The following is a 20,642-nucleotide window of genomic DNA, read 5'->3' as shown; positions in this document are numbered from 1 at the left end:
AGCACATGAACGACACTAAAAACGCACCCAAATACGAGTCACTCGTTTTGCGCGTGCTCTGGATGCTGGTTTTTTTGCTGGTCTGGCAAGTCGCGCAACTGGTGCTTGGCGGGCTGGTGCTGGTGCAGCTGATTTACCGTCTGATCTACGGAGCACCCAACGGTGGCCTGATGAATTTTGGCGACAGCCTGAGCCTTTATCTGGCACAGATTGGTCGGTTCGGCAGCTTTCACACCGAGCAAAAACCTTGGCCTTTTGCTGATTGGCCAGCCCCTCGTGCCCCGGAAGGTGAAGCACCTTACGCGCAGGCCGCCAAGGGCGAAGAGACCAAACCATGAAGATCTGGATCTTGCGTCACGGCGAAGCCGAGCCTCACGCCCGGCGCGATGCCGAACGCGAACTCACGGCCCATGGTCGTGAACAGGTGCTGCACAGTGCAGCCTTGCTGATTGGCCAGCCACTGGACAGCATTCTGGTCAGCCCTTATGTGCGGGCGCAGCAAACCGCTGAGTTGGTGCGCAAGGCCCTTGGTTTTACCAGCGACCTCATCACCGTGCCGTGGCTGACACCCGAAAGTGAGCCCAAGTTTGCGGTCAGCAAGCTGCCGGACAGTGGCAATGTACTGCTGGTCAGTCATCAGCCATTTGTGGGCGACTTGATCAGCCTGTTGCTGCATGGCCATTTGCGTCAGCCCCAGCCGATGCAGACGGCCAGCCTGGTGGAGCTTGAGGGTGAATGGCCGCTGGCTGGCAGCATGACCTTGATCGGTGTTCATCACCCCTGATCATTGCAGCGGTTGCACATTTTGGTCGTAGTGAAAGATAGTTGGGGCGGATGAATGGCATTTTGGTGGCTGTGTTGAGCGTCAATCACGCCGCCGCCCCTACTCACTGACCAAGGAATGACTGCATGATTTCGTGGACGACTCCGCCTGACCTGGCGCGCCTTAATGAATTGCGCAAAAACACCATTTGCGACGTGCTGGACATCACCTTCGATGCCTTCGATGACGACTCCATCACTGCAAGCATGGTGGTCGATCACCGCACCCACCAACCTTTTGGCCTGTTGCATGGCGGCGCATCGGTGGTTCTGGCGGAAACCCTGGGTTCGATGGCCAGTTTTATGTGTATCGATACCCAGAAATTCTATTGCGTGGGCCTTGAGGTCAACGCCAATCACCTGCGTGGCGTGCGCAGCGGTCGGGTGAGTGCAGTCGCACGCCCGGTACACATGGGCCGCACAACCCACGTCTGGGATATCCGCCTGAGCGACGACAGCGGCAAACTCAGTTGCATTTCCCGCCTGACCATCGCCGTTGTACCCCTGGGTGAAAACCCGCCAGCTCGGTGATCAAACGGCCAGATAATGGCCGTATTGTCGTCACTCATGGCGCATACGGTCATTGATATGAAGAATTTTCCTACAGACAATAAGGCGTACTTCCTACATTTGGACGCCTTGTATGTCTCGGCAGATTTTTTTCGCCCATGCCAACGGCTTCCCTTCGGCCACGTATGGCAAGTTGTTCAGTGCCCTTGCGCCGGATTTCAGCGTGACTCACCTGTCACAGCACGGGCATGACCCGCGTTACCCGGTGGACAACAATTGGCACAACCTCGTCGATGAACTGATTTACCACCTGCAACAACAAGTAGAACCCGTGCTGGGTGTGGGTCATTCTCTGGGCGGTATGCTGCACCTGCATGCCGCGATCCGTTGCCCGCATCTGTACAAGGGTGTGGTCATGCTGGATTCGCCCGTGCTGACGCGCACCGATCAGTGGGTGATTCGTGCGGCCAAGCGTTTTGGCCTGATCGATCGCCTGACCCCGGCCGGCCGCACTCTGGGGCGGCGCGAAGAGTTTGCCGACCGTGAGACGGCGCGAGCCTACTTTGCGGGCAAGTCACTGTTCCGCAGCTTTGACCCGGACTGCTTCGAGGCTTACCTGGAGCACGGGTTGCAACCTGTTGATGACCGCTTGCGGTTGAGCTTCGACCCGGCGACCGAAATCGATATCTATCGCAGCGTCCCTGACACCAGTCCCGGCAGGGCCTTTCAGTTGCAGGTCCCGCTGACGGTGGTGCGAGGGCGCGACAGTCGAGTGGTCATGAATCATCATGCCAAAGCCGTTTCGCGCATGCCCAATGGCGAGTCGCTAAGCGTACCGGGCGGGCACATGTTTCCGCTGGAGCAACCGCAGGACACCGCCCGCCTGCTCAAACAGATTTTTGCCCGCTGGGAACTTCGTCATTCCGGCCTTTGAAGAGCACTTTGCATGAGTCCTGTGGTTGAAGAAATTCGTCTGAGCCTGCCGCATATCGAGTTGGCTGCGCACATTTTTGGTCCCGAGGATGGCGTGCCCGTGATTGCCCTGCACGGTTGGCTGGACAACGCCAATAGCTTCGCCCGGCTGGCGCCAAAGCTTTCGGGCCTGCGCATCGTGGCGCTGGATCTTGCCGGACATGGCCATTCGGATCATCGCCCGCGCGGGGCAGGGTATGGGTTGGCGGACTACGCCTTTGATGTGCTGTGTGTGGCCGAGCAATTAGGCTGGGAGCGCTTTGCACTGCTGGGGCATTCGCTGGGGGCGATTGTCTCGGTGGTTTTCGCCGGATCGTTTCCGCAGCGCGTGACCCGACTGGCGCTGATTGATGGCATTGTGGCGCGCAGTGGCCCCGAAGGGGACGTGGCTGAGCGCATGGGCCAGGCCCTGCAGGCGCAACTCGGCCTGGAGCACAAGCGCAAGTCGGTGCACCCGACCCTCGGTCGCGCCGTTGAAGCGCGGATGAAAGGCCTGGTCGCCGTCAGCCGGGAAGCTGCAGAGTTGCTGGCCCAGCGCGGTTTGATGCCGGTCCCCGGAGGTTACAGCTGGCGTAGCGACATCCGCCTGACATTGCCCACGCCATTGCGCATGAATGACGAACAGGCCATGTCCTTTATTCGGCGTGTGAGTTGCCCTGCGATGCTGGTGGTGGCCGAGCAGGGCATGCTGGCCAGCCATCCCGAGCTGCTGGATCGACTACCCTTCAACCTGGAACGGTTGCCGGGTGGCCATCATTTGCACCTGAATGACGAAGCGGGGGCGATCCTTGTTGCAGACTGTTTCAATCGGTTCTTCGCCGTTCCTTGACTTGCGGCTACCAACTGTCGAGGCTTGGCGGGTTGAAATGGGAGACGACCATGATAGATCTCTACACCGCTGCGACCCCGAAAGGCCATCCGGTCTCTATCGTGAGGATGCTGAGCCACACGCTAGCTCTCGGTGAAGTATGCCGATGAAAATACCCAATCGTTTTATCCTGGCCTTGAGCCTGAGTTGCCTGAGCCCGCTACTCTGGGCCAGCGATGTGCCCGGTAGCCAGGATTTGCCTGACGTACCGCGTCTCGCGGATGCACAAATTGTCGATTATTCCGTCAAGCCTGACATCGAACGCATTTACCCGATGGGCTCGATCCGCAAGATCAGCGGTCGCCTGCGTTTTGAGGGGCAGGTCAATACCCGTGGCCTGACCACGGCCATCACCTACGAGCTGCCTGCAGAGCACTCGGCCACTGAAGCCTTTACCGCTGCCCGTGAGGCGTTGCAGGAACAGGGCGCCGAACTGTTGTTCTGGTGCCAGGCCCGTGACTGTGGCGAAAGCAGCCTGTGGGCCAATGAGGTTTTCGGTAACTCCAAACTGGTCGGTTCCGATGAGCAGCAATCCTACTTGTTGTTACGTCGCGCAGCTCCCCAGCAGAACCAGCTGGTTGCCCTGTACGGCATCAATCGCGGCAGTCGCAAAGGCTACCTGCATGTCGAGCAACTTCAGGCGAGCGCCGATCTGGGTGAACTGCTGCCTACTTCGGCTACCTTGCAGCGCCAGTTGAAAAGCACGGGTGAGCTGGACTTTCCCAAGCTTGCAGGTGAGCCGGATGCACAGTGGCTGACATTAATCTCCAGGGCATTGAACCTTGATTCAACTTCCCGAGTCAGTTTGACCGGGGCCAAGGCTTCCGCCTGGCGCGATGCGTTGATCAACAACGGTGTACGGGCTGCCCGAATGGAGCTTGGTGACAGCGATGCCAAAGGGCTGCGTATCGAGTTACTGCGCTAGACCCTTGTAAACGACGGCTACACTCTGGGTAGTCGTCGTCCTTCTTTGATTTCTGAATTTTCTGTGGAACACACATGCTCAATAACGATCGCCTGCTGGTGCAGATTCTGCTCCTGGTGTTGTTCGGTGCCAGCCTGTGGGTGATGGCGCCATTCTGGTCGGCCTTGTTCTGGGGCGCGGTGCTGGCGTTTGCCAGCTGGCCCCTGATGCGCCTGCTGACACGCTTGCTCGGAGGGCGCGAGTCGCTGGCTGCGGGCATCCTGACCCTGGGCTGGATGTTGTTGGTGGCCGCGCCGCTGGTGTGGCTGGGGCTCAACCTGGCAGACCATGTGCGCGATACCACAACCTTCGTCAAGGATGTTCAGCTCGAAGGCTTGCCCGACGCTCCGAGCTGGCTGGGCGGTATTCCCATCGTGGGCGAGCGCCTGGTCGGCATCTGGAACACCATCGACGAGCAAGGCGCTGCGCTGCTCCTGGCAGTCAAACCTTACCTGGGGCAGGTGGGCAACTGGTTCCTGGCCCGAAGTGCGCAGATTGGCGGCGGCATTCTTGAGCTGACGTTGAGTATTGTCTTTGTGTTCTTTTTCTACCGTGACGGGCCGCGGCTGGCGAGCTTCGTCCATGGTCTGCTTGAGCGACTGATTGGCGACCGTGCCGACTACTACCAGGAACTGGTGGCGGGCACCGTACAGCGTGTGGTCAATGGTGTGATTGGTACCGCCGCAGCCCAGGCGTTGCTGGCGCTGATCGGCTTCCTGATCGCGGGCGTCCCCGGCGCACTGGTGCTGGGGCTGGCAACGTTCCTGCTCAGCCTGATCCCGATGGGGCCGCCGCTGATCTGGGTTCCCGCCACAGCCTGGCTGGCCTGGAAAGGCGAGTACGGGATGGCGGTCTTCCTCGGTATCTGGGGCACCGTGATCATCAGTGGTGTCGACAACGTGCTCAAGCCTTACCTGATCAGTCGCGGCGGCAACCTGCCGCTGGTGATCGTACTGCTCGGTGTGTTTGGCGGGTTGATAGCCTTCGGCTTTATCGGCTTGTTTATCGGTCCGACCTTGCTTGCCATTGCCTACAGCCTGCTGGTGGACTGGAGCTCCAGCCAGCAGAACAAAGGCAAGGTCTAGCCGAACTTGGGGCCGGAGCGGGTGTTGTTGCCCTTGGCCAGTCGGTCGTAAAGCACCACATTGACCGTGGCTGCGAGGTTCATGCAGCCAGTGGTCGGGATGTAAATCACGTCTTCGCACCATTCCAGCACGTCTTTGCCCAGTGAGCCGTCTTCGGGGCCGAAAATATAGATCGCCCGGTCCGGATGGGTGTATTCAGGCAAGGAACGTGCGCCCTCGACCATTTCTACCGCGACCGGAATGCAGCCCAGCGGGATGATCTTTTTCAGGTCGTCGATGCCGATCAGCGGGATGTCCTGATGGATTTTCTTGGTATCGGTGACAAAGTCGCGAGCACGTTCGTAACGCTTGCCGGTGTAAAACACCGAGGCAACGCTGTAGCAACCAGCCGCACGCATCACCGAGCCGACGTTTTCTGGCGATTTGGGGTTATACAAACCAATGCAGCTGTACCGTTTGTTTGCCACTTGCCCGAGCCCTTGCGAAAAAAAGACGCGAGTATACGGCATTGGTACAGGGTGGGCTGCTATCTGTAGTCGCTGCCCCAGGCTGCGAAGGGATCTGTGGGGACTCCAAGAAAACGGGTTGCTCCGCAACCCTTCGCAGCCTGCGGCAGCGACTACAGCACAAGGCTATTCGTCTTTTTTCATCAGGCCGGCCAGTGCGGCGAACGGGTTGTGGGTGGCCTTGGCAATTTTCGGGCTGCTGGTGGAGCCTTCCGCAAAGTACTGCTGGTCGGTGTAGCGCGAGTGCTCATTGTCATGGCAGTACAGGCACAGCAGCTCCCAGTTGGAGCCGTCTTGCGGGTTATTGTCGTGGTTGTGGTCGCGGTGGTGAACGGTCAGCTCGCTCAAGCGCTTGCCGGCAAATTCACGGGTGCAACGGCCGCACACGTGGGGGTACATTTTCAGGGCCTTGTCGCGATAGCCCATTTCACGGTCACGCTGGGCATCAGCCAGAATGCGGTCCAGCTTGGCGGTGTGGGAGGGTGGATTCACCGAACTCATGGGTTCACCTTGTAAGACAAATGACGGTTATGTCGTTAAGTTTAGCTGTTGATCAGCCTTTGATTTTTTCTGCAATCCAGATGGTGTGTCGGGTGCCCTTGTTGCCGTGGGCAAACACCTGGACTTCTTCAGCCTTGAAACCGGCTTTGCGCAGCTTGTCCGAAAACTGTTTGTCGGCACTGGCAGACCATACCGCCAGGACGCCTTTTGGGCGCAAGGCCTTGGCGCAAGCACTCAGGCCACCCGCCGAATACAGCCAGCTATTGGCTTTTTGAGTCAGGCCTTCGGGGCCGTTGTCGACGTCGAGCATGATCGCATCAAACCCGTTGGGCTCGGCTTGCAGCACCTTGGCCACGTCTTCCATGCGGATCACGGTACGCGGGTCTTGCAGGGGGTTGCCCGATTTTTCGCCCAACGGTCCGCGATTCCACTCCACTACGCCTGGCACGAGTTCGGCGACCACCACTTCGGCAGCCTTGCCCAAATGCTTGAGTGCCGAAGCCAAAGTGAAACCCATGCCCAGACCGCCGATCAGTACCCGCGACTGCGGGCGGCCAGCGACTTTGCGGCAAGGGATCTCGGCCAGCGCGTCTTCGGAGCCGTGCATGCGGGTGTTCATCAGTTGGCCGCCGTCGCCGCCCTGAATCTTGATCACGAAGTCTTCGCCATACTCGAACAGGCACAAGGCGCCGCCGTTTTCGGGGATCGGAGTGGTGTCGAGCAAAACAAAACGTTTCATGGAAATCTCATTGAGGGGGGCAAAAACCGCAGGTTACGAGTAGCCTGAGGGCAGACAAGCCGGTCTGGCAACGGAGTGATTGATGAAACGCACTATTCTAACGGCCATTGCAGGGAGCGCGCTCTTGATAAGTGCAGTCCAGGCAACGGAATTGACGACTGTCCCGAGTGCCCCCGTGACTGCCGCGCCGGGTTCACCGGGCACTGCCACGCCAACCCCGTACCCGCAAATCACCCCGCGCGCCGTGCCCAAGCCGGTTGCCGGGAGTGGCAGCCTGATCCCGCTGCCCCCGATTGATCTGCCGCAACCGCCCAAAGACCAGCCGCTGCCGGGGCTTGAACTCAAGGACGGGAAGGGTAAGGCACTGCAAGACTGACCGTTCACAAGCCGCTGACGAGCAAAGCGGCAGATTTCATCGTCTGCCCCGCGTTTTTGTAGGAGTTGACGAGTAGAGCGAGGCTACGATCGAGATGGTGCGCCACTGCGACGCAGCGGTCGCAAAACCGGAACACGCGGTGTGCCTGATAAACCGTGAAAGCCGACTTTACGACTGCTTCGCAGCCGGACGCAGCCTCGCGCAACTCGTCAGCTGCTACGAGATGGTTAAATCCCCAGCACCTTGAACACAAATGCGTACTCCAGTGCCACGTCGCGCAAACCCTGATAGCGCCCGCTCATGCCGCCGTGGCCAGCTTCCAGCTCGGTCTTGAGCAGTAGCAGATGGTCGTCAGTCTTGGTGGCGCGAAGTTTGGCCACCCACTTGGCTGCTTCCCAATACTGGACGCGGCTGTCGTTGTACCCGGCAATCACCAGCATCGCCGGATACGCTTGTGCCGTGATGTTTTCGTACGGTGCGTAGGCTTTGATCCGGTCGTATACCTCAGGCTCTTGCGGGTTGCCCCATTCGTCATACTCGGTGACGGTCAGCGGCAAGTCCGGGTCGAGCATGGTGTTGAGCACGTCCACAAATGGCACTTCGGCAATCGCCGCCTTGAACAGCTCGGGGCGTTGATTGAGCACTGCGCCAATCAGCAGGCCGCCCGCACTGCCACCACTGATGACCAACTGTTCGCTTCGGGTCAGGCCCTGATCGATCAGGTGTTCGGCACAGGCGATGAAGTCGCTGAACGTGTTGTGCTTGTGTTCCTGCTTGCCTGCGCGGTACCAGGCCTCACCCAGTTCGCCGCCCCCGCGCACGTGGGCAATGGCAAAGGCTACGCCGCGATCCAGCAGGCTCAGGCGGGCGTGGGAAAACCACGGGTCGAGACTCTCGCCGTAGGCGCCGTAGCCATACAGGTAGAGCGGCACAGGCTGGCCCACTACGTCGCGCTTGACCACCAGGCTGATCGGCACCTGGGTGCCGTCCGGAGCGGTGGCCCACAGGCGATGGCTTACATAATCATCGGCATTGAAGGGTCCCAGCACCGGGGTTTCCTTGAGTACGACTTGTTCGCCGGTATTGAGCGTCAGTTGCCGTACTTGCGCAGGGCGATTCAGCGCCTCATAGCGCAGGCGGATGTGGGCGCTATCAAATTCCAGGCTGTCCTGAACATACAAGCTGTAAGCGGCGTCCGGCAATTGCACGCGATACGACGGCAAGCCGTTGGGGCGGACTTCGATGATCGGCAGCCCACCTTCGCGCAGGCTCAGGCACAAAGCTTGGGCGTTCAGGCTCAAGCCTTCCAGCATGACGCTGTCGTGATGGGCGATCAGAAGCTGCCAGTCATTGCGTGTCGGCACCTCGCCAAAGGCGTAATACAGCGCAAAGTTGATTCCGTCCTGGTTGGTGCGGATAAACCACGCCCATTGCCCCTCGTGCAGGCCGTGATCGACGCTGTAGTCGTGCCCTTCAACCCGTGCCGCCAGGCAGCTAAAGGCCTGGCGCGGCTGATTGGCGTCCAGTACCCAGCTTTCACTGGTGGTTTTGCTGTTGAGCAGCAGAATCAGCTGGCGCTCGGAACTCGAACGATAGCAATGCAGGAAAAAGCGTCCGTCCGGCTCATGAAATACCTCGTGGGCGTCTGTCTCGCCCAAGGTATGACGCAATAGTTTGTGCGGGCGATGGGTGTCGTCCAGTTCGGCAAAAAACAGCGTCTGGCTGTCATTGGCCCACGTCATGCTGCCATCACACTCTTCAAACGGCAGCTCGGTGACTGCGCCGGTGCTCAGCTCTTTGACAAACAGGCGATAGACCTCTTCGCCGCTGGTGTCCAGGCTATAGGCAAGGCGCTGGTGATCCGGGCTGATGCTGAAGGCGCCCAGAGAAATAAAGCCGCCCGCGGCCAAGGCGTTCGGGTCCAGCAGCAAGTGTTCTGCGTTTTCGTCGACCTGCTGGCTGTCATCGGCCGGGCGCGGGCAGCGGTAATGGCGAGCATACTCATCACCGGCGTTGGTGCGCGTGTAATACAGGTACGGCCCCCAGGGCGAGGGCAGCGACAGATCGGTCTCGCGAATTCGGCCCTTGATCTCTTGAAACAGCGTCTCACGCAATTGGGCCTGGTCGGCGAGTTGCTCCTCCTGATAGCTGTTTTCAGCTTTCAGGTAGTCCAGAACCTCATCGCTATCGCGATTTTGTAACCACGAGTAGGGGTCTGAACCCTCGACTTTATGTGCGATAGGGGCGCTATTTGCGTAGGCTGATTCGGTCATTGAGTGTTCTCTGAAACCTGCATGAAAAGAAGTGGAGCTGACGGCGTTGCAGCCGCACTGTCTAAAAGCCGTTATCATAGCGTCTCATTGCCTGCCGACCATGGATACCATGACCGAGAACGACTATCTGATCGCATGGGGCCTTTACGCCTTTGCTGCTGCGGGCTGCCTGCTCGTATGGTGCCGAATGACCCGCTTCATGTGGCGCTGGTTGCGCGAGCCGCTGCGTGTGTTAATGGCTGTATTGCTGTTTAGCCCGACCATCATTGACCCGGTCAAGGAGCAGTTTGCACCTGCAGTGGCGATCACCGCCCTGGACCTGGCCTTCAAAGTCGGCAACAACGTTTGGCGCGCCGTCTCTGACTTGCTGATGTACACCATTATTGCGTTTTGTGTGTACGCCGTATTTGCGTTGATCCGCTGGCCCATCGAGCGCGCCAGCAAGGCTCGCAAGGCACAGGCCGACCCGTCGGCACAAGCGGCTAAACACGATCCTGAAGACGACCAGCCTTTTGGCTCGGCTGGCAATGATCGTTATGTGCCACCTGGCGCCTCGCGTGCATCGGCCCCGTCCCGGGTCGAGCCGCGGTTGTAATCCTATTTCGTCGAGCCTGAATGCGAGTGTGCGAGCGTGTGTGAATTATTGGGCATGAGCGCCAACGTCCCGACCGATATTGTGTTCAGTTTCACCGGCCTGATGCAGCGTGGCGGGCGTACCGGCCCGCACCGTGATGGCTGGGGCATTGCCTTCTATGAGGGGCGTGGGCTGCGCCTGTTCCAGGACCCGGCCGCCAGTTGCGACTCCGAAGTCGCGTTGCTGGTTCAGCGTTACCCGATCAAGAGCGAAGTGGTCATCGGGCATATCCGACAGGCCAACGTGGGCAAGGTATGCCTGTCGAACACGCATCCGTTTGTCCGTGAGCTGTGGGGGCGCAACTGGTGTTTTGCGCACAATGGCCAATTGGCCGATTTGTCGCCGAGCACCCGCTTTTACCGCCCCATTGGCGACACCGACAGCGAAGCGGCGTTTTGTGACTTGCTCAATCGGGTGCGCGAAAAATTCCCCGAGCCGGTTGACGTCGAAAGCATCCTGCCGGTGCTGGTAGAGGCCTGCGCCGAGTTTCGCAGCAAAGGCGTGTTCAACTGCCTGCTCAGCGACGGAGACTGGTTGTTCTGCTACTGCTCGACCAAGCTGGCGCAAATTACTCGCCGCGCTCCATTTGGTCCGGCACGCCTGAAAGATGTCGACGTGATCGTCGATTTTCAGGCCGAAACAACGCCCAACGATGTGGTCACTGTGATCGCCACCGAGCCTTTGACCGAAAACGAAACCTGGACGCGCTACGAGCCGGGCCAATGGAGCCTGTGGCGACGCGGCGAATGCGTCAGCCAGGGCACAACCGAATAAGGATGGGCGGACATGTTCTTGAGCTACCTGCGGTTGGTGTTGTTTACCATTGGTTTGTTGATGGGTGTGCAAGTACCAGGGTTCATCAATGATTATGCCAATCGCGTCGAAGCTCATCTGATCGAGGCCCAGACCGGGCTGGCGGGTTTCCAGAACACTGCCAACCAGTTTTTCAAGGGCGACCTGCAAGCGTTGGTGGCGCATTACCAGGCCAGCGACGACCCGGTGTTTCGCAGTGATGCCACGAGCCTGGGCACCTTGCTGAACCGTCAGCGCCTGCTCGATGATCAGTTCCAGGCCATGCAAGGCCCGTGGTACATGCGCGCCCTGCAAGTGGCCTATGCGGCCGACCCGGCCATCCGCGAAGAAACCCTGAACGCCTACACCTATCAGGTGTTGCTGTCGCCGGGGGCAATCGGCTGGGCGATGGCGGGGGCCTTGTTGTTCTCCTTCGTCATTGAAGGGTTCTTGCGGCTGGTGGATTGGGTCGTGCTGGGCGGCAAACGCCAGCGTGAACGCCTGGCCCGTCGCGAGCGCAGTTACTAAGCTCACCCTGTTCCAGGGGCAGAGCGTGTTAAGCAATCAAATTTTTCTTATGCCCGAGTCCGGCTTTTATTAGTTGGACGAACGGCGTGCACCTGTCGAAAAATGGCCCGCACTTAAACTATAAAAAGACCACAGGAGCATCATCGTGAGCCGCCTGTTATTGAATTGCGACATGGGTGAGAGTTTCGGCAGCTGGACCATGGGCCTGGATGCCGACGTCATGGCGTTTATCGATTGCGCCAACATCGCCTGCGGCTTCCACGCGGGAGACCCGGGCATCATGCGCAAAACCGTGGCACTGGCCGTGGCGCATGAGGTGACAATCGGTGCCCATCCGGCGTATCAGGACCTGGCGGGCTTCGGTCGCCGCTCGATGGCCTACTCGGCGCAAGAGCTGCAAGACCTGCTGCACTATCAGATCGGTGCGCTGGACGGTATTTGCCGTGCCCAGGGCACACGGGTCAGCTACGTCAAGCCTCACGGCGCGATGTACAACGACATGATGGCTAATCCCGCGCAACTGCGGGCAGTGATCCAGGCCCTGGCCGCTTACGATTCAAGCCTGCCGCTGATGCTGATGGCCACACGTGACAACAGCGCTGCGCAGGCCATTGGTGATGAGTTCGGCGTGACCCTGTGGTTCGAAGCCTTTGCCGACCGCGCTTACGACAGTGCCGGGCGCTTGGTCTCCCGACAGTTGCCGGGTGCCGTGCACCACGAGGCGGATGTCATCGTGCAACAGGCCCTGACCATCGCAGCGGGCAAGGCGCTGATTGCCAGTGATGGCAGCGCCTTGCATCTGCACGCCAATACCCTGTGTGTGCATGGCGATAACGCCAGTTCAGTGGCTGCAGTGCAGCAGATTCGCGATGCCCTGAATCAGCAGGCGCAGGCATGAAGCCGCGTATCGAAGTGGTGGCTATCGATTGCCTGATGCTGCGTTTGTTCGATGAGATTGCCGAAACCAACATGCCCTGGATGCTGGCGCTCAGCGAGCGGCTGCGAGCCAGCTTTGCCGGGTACCTGATCGATCTGGTGCCGTCTTACACCACTATGATGGTGCATTACGATGGCCTGGCGCTGAGCCCGACCCAGGCCCGCGAGTTGATTGCCCTGGCGCTGACTGACCTGCGCCCTGAGACCCAAAACCTTGGGCAATGCCATGTTCTGCCGGTGTGGTATGACGTGAGCGTTGGCCCGGAGCTTACGTTGCTGGCCCAGCGCGCAAGTTGCCCGGTCAGTGAGGTTATTCGCCGTCACAGCGACCATGAGTATCAGGTGTTTGCCTTGGGGTTTGCCCCAGGTTTTGCCTTTATGGGGCTGGTGGAAGAAGCCCTGGCCGCACCGCGGCTGGCGACTCCGCGAAAACGCGTGGCCAGCGGAAGCGTCGGCATCGCCGAGCGCCAGACCGCTGCTTACCCGGCGCAATCACCCGGCGGCTGGAACCTTGTCGGGCGTACACCGAGCGCGCTGTTCGACCGTGAACGGGATGGCTACAGCCTGATGCAACCCGGCGATACGGTTCGGTTCGAGCCTGTTTCCCGCGCCGAATTCATTCGTCTGGGTGGCGACGATACTCCTCAGGAGGCACTGGCATGAGCCGTTTATTGATTCAGGCCAGCACCCCATTGTGCCTGTTGCAAGACCGCGGGCGCTTTGGCGTGCGGCATCTGGGCGTGACCCAGGGCGGGGCAGCGGACTGGTTGTCGATGGCGTGGGCAAACTGGTTATTGGGTAATTCGCCGGATGCGGCTGTTATCGAGATCACCCTTGGCGGCTTGACCCTGGTTGCGCAAGACGATTGCACCCTGGCACTGGCGGGCGCTGACCTTGCTGGCGCAGTGGACGGGCAGGTACTCAAGCCTTGGCGCAGTTTTGCCCTGAAAAAAGGCCAGACCCTGACCCTTGCCCAGCCGCTGCTCGGTGCCCGGGCTTATCTGGCCGCTCCTGGGGGATTTGAGGCGCCCCAAGTATTGGGCAGTTGCGCCACCGTGGCCCGCGAACAACTGGGCGGGCCGGATGGTTTTGGACGCGGGCTGGCGGCAGGCGCTGAATTGAATTATGCCGGGCATGGACAGCCGTTGCGCGAACTGGCCCGTGAGCTGCAACCCGTGTTCAGCCCCAATCCCGCGCTGGACGTGGTATTGGGTGCACAAATCGGTGCCTTCAGCGGCCAAAGCACGTTCGATGCCTTCAACAGCCCTTGGACCCTGGACACCCGTGCCGATCGAATGGGTATCCGTTTACTGGGGCCGGCTCTGGTCTATCAGGGCGCACCGATGATTTCAGAAGGGATACCGTTGGGGGCGATTCAGGTACCGCCCGATGGTCAGCCGATCGTGCTGCTCAATGACCGTCAAACCATCGGTGGCTACCCGCGACTGGGGGCATTGACGCCATTGGCACTGGCGCGACTGGCCCAGTGCTTGCCAGGGGAGGGGGTGACTATGCGCCCGACTACGCAAGAGGCTGCGCAGCGTCAGATGGTCGGGTTCATGCAGCGGTTCGTGCAGTAAATCTTGCAGGAGCGGGGTTGCTCGCGATTTCAGTCAACCCGGTGCATCAGGCATGTCGCGTTGATGCCATCGCGAGCAAGCCCGCTCCCACACGGTAAGCGCGTACTACTTGGCCAAAAACCGCATCCCTTCTTCCAGCCCCTCAAGGTTCAGCGGGTACATGCGGTCTTCGATCAGATCGCGCACGATCCCGATGGACGCCGTGTAGTTCCAGGTGTCCTTGGGGTACGGGTTAATCCAGATGAGCTTTTTGTACTTATCCATAAAGCGCTGCATCCACTTGTAACCCGGCTCTTCGTTCCAGTGTTCGACACTGCCCCCCGCATGGGTGATTTCATACGGCCCCATCGCCGCGTCGCCGATAAAAATCACTTTGTAATCGGCTCCGTACTTGTTCAGCAGGTCCTGGGTTGAAATGCGCTCAACCTGGCGTCGCTGGTTGTTCTTCCACACCGATTCATAGATGAAGTTGTGAAAGTAGTAGTACTCCAGATGCTTGAACTCGGTCTTGCAGGCCGAAAACAATTCTTCGCAGGTTTTCACATGGGAGTCCATCGAACCGCCGATGTCGAACAGCAACAGCAGCTTGATGTTATTGCGCCGCTCGGGACGCATCTGAATGTTCAGCAGGCCGGCATCGCGGGCGGTGTGATCAATGGTGCCGTCAATATCCAGCTCATCCGCCGCTCCCTGGCGGGCGAATTTGCGCAGGCGGCGTAATGCGACCTTGATATTGCGCGTACCCAGTTCGACCTGGTCGTCGAGATTTTTGTACTCGCGCTGCTCCCAGACCTTGGCAGCCTTGCCCTGGCGCGCGCCCGCATCGCCCACACGAATGCCTTCGGGGTGATAGCCACCCGAGCCGAACGGGCTGGTGCCGCCCGTGCCGATCCATTTGTTGCCACCGGCATGGCGCTCCTTTTGCTCCTCAAGACGTTGCTTGAATGCCTCGATCAGCTTGTCCAGACCACCCAGGGACTGGAGTTGCGCACGATCTTCGTCGCTCAGGGATCGCTCGAATTCCTTGCGCAGCCAGTCTTCCGGAATCAGGGCCTCAAGGTGTTCGTTGAGGTTTTGCAAGCCATTGAAGTAGGCGCCAAAGGCACGGTCGAACTTGTCGAAATGACGTTCGTCCTTCACCAGAATCGTGCGCGCCAGGTAATAAAATTCGTCCATGTCGGCGAAGGTCACGCGGTGTTTCAGGGCGTTGATCAGGTCCAGCAGTTCACGCACTGAAACCGGCACCTTGGCCGCACGCATTTCATTGAACAGATTAAGCAGCATGCTTATCGCCTTCTTGAAAAATCAGCGATTGGGGCGACGGCTCATAAACGCCAGGCGCTCAAGCAATTGCACGTCCTGCTCGTTTTTCACCAGCGCACCGGCCAGTGGCGGGATGGCCTTGGTCGGATCGCGTTCGCGCAATACCGCTTCGCCAATATTGTCGGCCATCAGTAGCTTGAGCCAATCCACCAGCTCGGAGGTCGAAGGTTTTTTCTTCAGGCCAGGCACTTTGCGCACGTCGAAAAAGACGTCAAGGGCTTCGCTGACCAGCTCTTTCTTGATGTCCGGGAAGTGAACATCGACGATTTTCTGCAGCGTGGTGCGATCCGGGAAGCTGATGTAGTGAAAGAAGCAGCGACGCAAGAAAGCGTCCGGCAGCTCTTTTTCATTGTTGGAGGTAATGATGATGATCGGGCGGACCTTGGCCTTGATCGTTTCATCTGTCTCGTAAACGTAGAACTCCATCTTGTCGAGTTCTTGCAGCAGGTCGTTGGGGAACTCGATGTCGGCCTTGTCGATTTCGTCGATCAGCAGGATGACCCGTTCTTCAGCCTCGAAGGCTTCCCACAACTTGCCCTTTTTCAGGTAATTGCGAACATCGTGCACCTTGTCGACACCCAGTTGCGAGTCACGCAGGCGGCTGACGGCGTCGTACTCGTACAGGCCCTGGTGGGCCTTGGTCGTGGACTTGATATGCCAGGTGATCAGCTTGCAGCCAAAGGACTCGGCCAGTTGCTCTGCCAGCATGGTCTTGCCGGTGCCGGGCTCGCCCTTGACCAGCAGCGGGCGCTCCAGGGTGATCGCTGCGTTGACCGCCAGCTTCAGGTCATCGGTGGCCACATAGGCGCGAGTGCCTTCGAACTTCATCTGTTATTCCTCAAACCATGACCCGGGCCCTGCATGGGGCAGGGCGGGGGAACTGAAAAGTATGTCCGACTATAACGCGCCGCCCGCCGAACATGAACGCAGACGCACCATTCAGTCTCTGAATGAAGCGTCACGTCATGACTGGACGCATGTCGGCGTGAGGCCTACCCTTGGGATCTTCCCAAAAGGTGCACAAGGACCCCGCCATGAGCCGCATTTTTGCAGACAACGCCCAATCCATCGGCAACACGCCTTTAGTGCAGATCAACAGCATTGCACCCCGTGGCGTGACAATCCTGGCCAAGATCGAAGGCCGTAACCCCGGTTATTCGGTCAAATGCCGAATTGGCGCCAACATGATCTGGGATGCCGAAAGCCGCGGCGTGCTCAAGCCGGGCATGACCATCATCGAGCCTACGTCGGGGAACACGGGGATCGGCCTGGCGTTTGTCGCAGCAGCGCGCGGTTATAAATTGACGTTGACCATGCCGTCATCGATGAGCATCGAACGGCGCAAGGTGCTCAAGGCGCTGGGGGCCGAGCTGGTGTTGACCGAGCCGGCCAAGGGCATGAAGGGCGCTATCGACAAGGCCGCAGAAATCCAGGCCAGCGACCCGGCGCGGTACTTCATGCCGCAGCAGTTTGAAAATCCGGCCAACCCGGCGATTCATGAAAAAACCACGGGTCCGGAAATCTGGAACGACACCGATGGGGGCGTTGACGTGCTGGTTTCTGGCGTCGGTACCGGCGGTACGATTACCGGGGTTTCGCGCTATATCAAGCACACCCAGGGCAAGCCGATTTTGTCGGTGGCAGTTGAGCCCATCACTTCGCCGGTGATTACCCAGGCGCTGGCGGGGGAAGAAATCAAGCCTTCACCGCACAAAATCCAGGGTATCGGTGCCGGTTTTGTGCCCAAAAACCTGGATCTGTCGATTCTCGACAAGGTCGAGCTGGTCAGCGATGACGAATCCAAAGCCATGGCCCTGCGCCTGATGCAGGAAGAAGGCATCTTGTGCGGGATCTCCTGCGGGGCCGCGATGGCTGTGGCAGTACGCCTGGCTGAAACCCCGGAAATGCAAGGCAAGACCATCGTCGTGATCCTTCCGGATTCGGGCGAGCGCTACCTGTCGAGCTTCCTGTTCAGCGACATGTTCAGTGAGCAGGAGCTGCACCAGTAAACACGGGCCTGTAGCCGCCGGCGCAGCCTGCGCCAGCGGCTACGGATGTTGCTGACCCACGTCAAACCGATTTGCTCCTCAACGTGCATAATCATTGGCTTTCGGAGGGTTCATTGCTCCGAATAATGGATTTGATGGGTTTTGTCCTACGTCGCTAGTGTTTATCATGGCCGGCTGCCACGTCGGGCTATTGGTGCCGCACGGTATTTTCGAGGAGTTGTTGCATGACCTTATCCTTCGCCATCAAGGCAGGGCTCATACTGCTGTTTGTCGGCAGCATCCTTTACGTGCATTTTCGCGGTAAGGCACGGCTGCCGGTGTTACGCCAGTTCGTCAACCACTCAGCGTTCTTTGCGCCCTACAACGCCCTGATGTACTTGTTCTCCGGCGTACCGTCCAAACCGTACCTGGACCGCAGCAAGTTCCCTGAGCTGGATGTCCTCAAGGACAACTGGCAAGCGATCCGCGAAGAAGCCATGCACCTGTTCGACGAGGGCTACATTCGCGCCGCAGAAAAAAACAACGACGCCGGCTTTGGCTCGTTTTTCAAAAAAGGCTGGAAGCGTTTTTACCTCAAGTGGTACGACAAGGCGTTGCCATCGGCCGAGTTGCTGTGCCCGAAAACCGTTGAGCTGGTCAACAGCATCCCCAATGTCAAAGGCGCGATGTTTGCCTTGCTGCCGGGCGGTAGCCACCTCAACCCGCACCGTGATCCGTTTGCCGGATCGCTGCGATATCACCTGGGGCTGTCGACCCCCAACTCCGATGCCTGCCGTATCTTCGTCGATGGCGAGGAATACGCGTGGCGTGATGGTGAAGACGTGATGTTCGACGAGACCTACGTGCATTGGGTCAAGAATGAGACCGACATGACTCGCGTCATCCTGTTTTGCGATATCGAACGCCCGCTTACCAGTCCCTTCATGACCCGTATCAACCGCTGGGTCAGCGCGCAACTGGGTAAAGCCACGGCGCCGCAGAACCTCGATGATGAGCGCGTAGGCGGCATCAACAAGGCGTACGCCTGGAGCAAAACCTTCAGCGATCGCTTCAGCGGCGTGGTCAAGCAGTGGAAGCGCCGCAATCCCAAGTTGTATCGCATAGCCCGCCCGATACTGGCAGTGCTGGTGCTGGTACTGCTGTGGCGTTGGTTGTTTGGCTGATTTCACAAGATAAAAAAACCGCTCATCAGTGAGCGGTTTTTTTTGGGGATTATTAAAGCGGGCTGCCTGCTAAAACACCTGCAGGTTCATCTGCTTTGCTGCCATTGACTGCAACGCGTAAAAAACGCTGCTGAGTGGCTGAAGTGGCCGCACCCAGGGGTTTACTCTCACTGTGGGGCTTGGTCTTTGGTAAGGCGGGTGTTGGGGTCGTGACCGGCATATCGCCACCATTTTGGTTGTTTATTGTACAGCGCAAATGATGCTAGTCCTTCTTCAGATCTATAACAAGCCGTCCGAATGCATCCAATTGAAACCCCAGTTCCTGATAGACCTTCATGGCTCCCTGGGCCGGTTCTTGAATTTCCAGCCATCGACTTCCCACCTTTTGCGCATAGTGCTCCACGGCAAGCATTGCCACTGCAGCTACGCGGTTTTTCAGCGGATGTCGGCTGTCGGGGTTGCCTTCCGGCCGGATAATTTTGGTTCGCAACCGGCTCTGGTTGGGGTTGGCGAAACACAGTCCGCAGAGCTCTGAGCCGCACCAGATGGATAAGTCGAATGACCAGGGTTCCCTGGCCTTCTACAGGGGGACTTCTTCCCATGAAAAGTGAACGCCATCCCCCCACCCATTGAATGCGTCAAGTGCCAGGGCGTCGATGGGTCTGAACACTATGGCTTCACCGGACTGTGTTGGCAGTGCGTTGGTCAGCATTGAGCAAGCTGCTGTCCTGGCCTGTGATTTAAAAAGCTGGTGCTTGAGCCGGATTCTGGGTTTTGGCATAGAGCTGTCTGAGCGAATGTGTAGCTCTTCGTGTTACTCGACTCTCGCCCATTCTTAATCAGTTGAGTCGTTGCATTTAATGTCGGGCGCTGGTTATAGTCGGCGCTCGATATCCTCTCTTCAAAAAGATCAGCCCATGCCGGTTTCCTTTCCACATAGCGTTGTCGTTTCAGCAGTCACTGCTGGCGTCGTGCCGTGTGCAAACCAGCAGCCTGCGCAGATCAGTCACTACCCACCTCCTGTCAGCCGCACTGTGGTGTACGTCGTCGTATCGCCACCGGGTGTTGTTGCGGGCTGAGCTGATCGCTCGGCTGCCCGTACCCGTCTAAAAAACCATTGAACTTCAGTTTCGGCTGAGTCGGCTTTTTTGCCTGATGACAGGTGTTATCCATGTTTTATATGACTAAAGAGTCCGCGCTGGCGGCTGCTTCCACGTGCCTGTTTGTACTGCTGTGGAGCAGCGGTGCGATTTTCTCCAAATGGGGGCTGGCTCACGCCTCGCCGTTTGCCTTTTTGTTGATCCGTTTTGCCATTGCCTTGATGGCTTTGGTGCTGATCATCCCGTTGATGAAGTTTCAGATGCCCCGTGGCGCCAGGGCGATCAGTTATGCGATGGCAACGGGTGTGGTGTTGCTGGCGGCGTATCAGATTTTTTATCTGTTGGCCCTGGACCTGAAAGTGACGCCCGGCGTCATGGCCACGGTGATGGGTGTGCAGCCGATTCTCACTGCCGTGATCATGGAGCGTAAACACTCCTTGAGCCGCTCCCTCGGGTTGCTGCTGGGGCTGGCCGGGCTGGTTCTGGTGGTGTACCAGAGCATCGGTCTGGCGGGTTTGTCGTGGGCCGGGATGTTGTTTGCCCTGTTGGCCCTTGCCAGCATGACGGCAGGGACTTTGATGCAAAAACGCATCACCCAGAATCCCCTCGGCACACTGCCGTTGCAATACCTTGCAGGTCTGCTGGTGTGCGCGGTGTTTGTGCCGTTCCAGCCATTTCACTTCGAGCACGGCGCGGGCTTTGTGGTGCCGGTGTTGTGGATGGGGCTGGTGGTTTCGGTGATGGCAACCTTGTTGCTGTACCGGATGATTGCCCGAGGCAACCTGGTCAACGTCACCAGCCTGTTCTATCTGGTGCCCGCCGTGACTGCGGTCATGGACTACCTGATTTTCGGCAACAAGTTGGCAGCGTTGAGTGTGCTCGGGATGGCCATGATTATCATCGGGTTGATGTTTGTGTTCCGTAAGACCACCTGAGTAAACCAAGCCCCCGTAGCAGCTGC

Annotated in this window: 24 protein-coding genes; 17 read left to right on the top strand and 7 right to left on the bottom strand. The window is 58.8% G+C overall.

Annotated elements, in window-relative coordinates; all coding sequences use genetic code 11:
• Nucleotides 1-5 precede the first annotated feature (5 nt).
• From AACY07_RS19625 to AACY07_RS19595, 7 genes are all read left to right on the top strand, one after another.
• A complete protein-coding gene (locus AACY07_RS19625; RefSeq protein WP_133078957.1) occupies nucleotides 6-338 on the top strand; it encodes a DUF4389 domain-containing protein in 333 nt (110 codons plus the stop codon).
• Nucleotides 335-784: a phosphohistidine phosphatase SixA gene (gene sixA, locus AACY07_RS19620; RefSeq protein ID WP_339476942.1), complete on the top strand. Its 450-nt coding sequence runs from the start codon at nucleotides 335-337 to the stop codon at nucleotides 782-784. Before AACY07_RS19625 ends, sixA begins: the two co-directional genes overlap by 4 nt.
• Nucleotides 785-909: 125 nt before the next feature.
• Nucleotides 910-1,353, top strand: coding sequence for a hotdog fold thioesterase (locus AACY07_RS19615; protein ID WP_326397599.1), 444 nt, complete (start codon nucleotides 910-912; stop codon nucleotides 1,351-1,353).
• Between the two features lie 112 nt (nucleotides 1,354-1,465).
• Nucleotides 1,466-2,266 (top strand): alpha/beta fold hydrolase, encoded by an 801-nt coding sequence (locus AACY07_RS19610; protein WP_339476940.1) that lies wholly within the window; start codon nucleotides 1,466-1,468, stop codon nucleotides 2,264-2,266.
• Between the two features lie 12 nt (nucleotides 2,267-2,278).
• Entirely contained in the window at nucleotides 2,279-3,133 is an 855-nt protein-coding gene (locus AACY07_RS19605; protein ID WP_339476937.1) for an alpha/beta hydrolase, read from the top strand.
• Between the two features lie 145 nt (nucleotides 3,134-3,278).
• Complete coding sequence (locus AACY07_RS19600) at nucleotides 3,279-4,097, top strand: DUF4892 domain-containing protein (RefSeq protein WP_339476935.1); 819 nt, start codon at nucleotides 3,279-3,281, stop codon at nucleotides 4,095-4,097.
• 74 nt (nucleotides 4,098-4,171) lie between these two features.
• Entirely contained in the window at nucleotides 4,172-5,221 is a 1,050-nt protein-coding gene (locus tag AACY07_RS19595) for an AI-2E family transporter (RefSeq protein WP_339476932.1), read from the top strand.
• Here the strand turns inward: AACY07_RS19595 and AACY07_RS19590 are convergent.
• The 3 genes from AACY07_RS19590 to AACY07_RS19580 form a co-directional block, all read right to left on the bottom strand.
• Nucleotides 5,218-5,688 carry an RNA methyltransferase gene (locus tag AACY07_RS19590; RefSeq protein ID WP_133078964.1) on the bottom strand — a complete coding sequence of 157 codons (471 nt, stop codon included), beginning with the start codon at nucleotides 5,686-5,688 and terminating at the stop codon, nucleotides 5,218-5,220. The two genes, AACY07_RS19595 and AACY07_RS19590, sit on opposite strands and share 4 nt — an antisense overlap.
• Nucleotides 5,689-5,853: 165 nt before the next feature.
• A complete protein-coding gene (locus AACY07_RS19585) occupies nucleotides 5,854-6,228 on the bottom strand; it encodes a YajD family HNH nuclease (protein WP_019828707.1) in 375 nt (124 codons plus the stop codon).
• Between the two features lie 52 nt (nucleotides 6,229-6,280).
• On the bottom strand, nucleotides 6,281-6,967 hold the full coding sequence (locus AACY07_RS19580; RefSeq protein WP_339476929.1) for a spermidine synthase: 687 nt from the start codon (nucleotides 6,965-6,967) through the stop codon (nucleotides 6,281-6,283).
• Nucleotides 6,968-7,049: 82 nt separating this feature from the next.
• On the opposite strand from AACY07_RS19580, the gene AACY07_RS19575 reads away from it, so the two are divergent.
• Nucleotides 7,050-7,343 (top strand): hypothetical protein, encoded by a 294-nt coding sequence (locus AACY07_RS19575; RefSeq protein WP_339476926.1) that lies wholly within the window; start codon nucleotides 7,050-7,052, stop codon nucleotides 7,341-7,343.
• A gap of 227 nt (nucleotides 7,344-7,570) precedes the next feature.
• Here AACY07_RS19575 and AACY07_RS19570 read toward each other — a convergent pair whose 3' ends face one another.
• A complete protein-coding gene (locus AACY07_RS19570) occupies nucleotides 7,571-9,616 on the bottom strand; it encodes a S9 family peptidase (RefSeq protein ID WP_339476923.1) in 2,046 nt (681 codons plus the stop codon).
• A 100-nt stretch (nucleotides 9,617-9,716) separates the two neighbouring features.
• Between AACY07_RS19570 and AACY07_RS19565 the strand changes: the two genes are divergently transcribed.
• From AACY07_RS19565 to AACY07_RS19540, 6 genes are all read left to right on the top strand, one after another.
• On the top strand, nucleotides 9,717-10,211 hold the full coding sequence (locus AACY07_RS19565) for an MFS transporter (protein ID WP_339476921.1): 495 nt from the start codon (nucleotides 9,717-9,719) through the stop codon (nucleotides 10,209-10,211).
• A 36-nt stretch (nucleotides 10,212-10,247) separates the two neighbouring features.
• Nucleotides 10,248-11,024 (top strand): class II glutamine amidotransferase, encoded by a 777-nt coding sequence (locus AACY07_RS19560; RefSeq protein WP_133078968.1) that lies wholly within the window; start codon nucleotides 10,248-10,250, stop codon nucleotides 11,022-11,024.
• Between the two features lie 12 nt (nucleotides 11,025-11,036).
• Nucleotides 11,037-11,570 carry a DUF2937 family protein gene (locus AACY07_RS19555; protein ID WP_133078969.1) on the top strand — a complete coding sequence of 178 codons (534 nt, stop codon included), beginning with the start codon at nucleotides 11,037-11,039 and terminating at the stop codon, nucleotides 11,568-11,570.
• A gap of 145 nt (nucleotides 11,571-11,715) precedes the next feature.
• The gene (locus AACY07_RS19550; RefSeq protein ID WP_339476918.1) at nucleotides 11,716-12,468 is read left to right on the top strand and encodes a 5-oxoprolinase subunit PxpA; all 753 of its coding nucleotides are present in this window, start codon (nucleotides 11,716-11,718) and stop codon (nucleotides 12,466-12,468) included.
• Nucleotides 12,465-13,169 (top strand): 5-oxoprolinase subunit B family protein, encoded by a 705-nt coding sequence (locus tag AACY07_RS19545; RefSeq protein ID WP_339476915.1) that lies wholly within the window; start codon nucleotides 12,465-12,467, stop codon nucleotides 13,167-13,169. The genes AACY07_RS19550 and AACY07_RS19545 overlap by 4 nt, the downstream gene beginning before the upstream one ends.
• Entirely contained in the window at nucleotides 13,166-14,086 is a 921-nt protein-coding gene (locus AACY07_RS19540) for a 5-oxoprolinase subunit C family protein (protein ID WP_339476913.1), read from the top strand. Before AACY07_RS19545 ends, AACY07_RS19540 begins: the two co-directional genes overlap by 4 nt.
• A gap of 105 nt (nucleotides 14,087-14,191) precedes the next feature.
• On the opposite strand, the gene AACY07_RS19535 is transcribed toward AACY07_RS19540, so the two are convergent.
• A complete protein-coding gene (locus AACY07_RS19535; RefSeq protein WP_339476911.1) occupies nucleotides 14,192-15,370 on the bottom strand; it encodes a vWA domain-containing protein in 1,179 nt (392 codons plus the stop codon).
• 21 nt (nucleotides 15,371-15,391) lie between these two features.
• Complete coding sequence (locus tag AACY07_RS19530) at nucleotides 15,392-16,237, bottom strand: AAA family ATPase (protein ID WP_016781663.1); 846 nt, start codon at nucleotides 16,235-16,237, stop codon at nucleotides 15,392-15,394.
• Between the two features lie 206 nt (nucleotides 16,238-16,443).
• Here AACY07_RS19530 and cysK point away from each other — a divergent pair, with 206 nt between their 5' ends.
• Complete coding sequence (cysK, locus tag AACY07_RS19525) at nucleotides 16,444-17,418, top strand: cysteine synthase A (protein WP_339476906.1); 975 nt, start codon at nucleotides 16,444-16,446, stop codon at nucleotides 17,416-17,418.
• A 224-nt stretch (nucleotides 17,419-17,642) separates the two neighbouring features.
• Nucleotides 17,643-18,581, top strand: coding sequence for an aspartyl/asparaginyl beta-hydroxylase domain-containing protein (locus tag AACY07_RS19520; protein ID WP_133078975.1), 939 nt, complete (start codon nucleotides 17,643-17,645; stop codon nucleotides 18,579-18,581).
• A 262-nt stretch (nucleotides 18,582-18,843) separates the two neighbouring features.
• Here the strand turns inward: AACY07_RS19520 and AACY07_RS19515 are convergent, their stop codons facing one another.
• The gene (locus AACY07_RS19515; RefSeq protein WP_339476903.1) at nucleotides 18,844-19,071 is read right to left on the bottom strand and encodes a hypothetical protein; all 228 of its coding nucleotides are present in this window, start codon (nucleotides 19,069-19,071) and stop codon (nucleotides 18,844-18,846) included.
• Between the two features lie 681 nt (nucleotides 19,072-19,752).
• Here AACY07_RS19515 and AACY07_RS19510 point away from each other — a divergent pair.
• On the top strand, nucleotides 19,753-20,616 hold the full coding sequence (locus tag AACY07_RS19510) for a DMT family transporter (RefSeq protein WP_339476901.1): 864 nt from the start codon (nucleotides 19,753-19,755) through the stop codon (nucleotides 20,614-20,616).
• Nucleotides 20,617-20,642: the final 26 nt, after the last annotated feature.

Origin of the sequence: Pseudomonas sp. RL_5y_Pfl2_69 (assembly GCF_963970465.1) — a bacterium.
Taxonomy (GTDB): Bacteria; Pseudomonadota; Gammaproteobacteria; order Pseudomonadales; family Pseudomonadaceae; genus Aquipseudomonas.
Note: the sequence above shows the minus strand (reverse complement) of the source record. Positions and strands in the feature narration are given on the sequence as shown.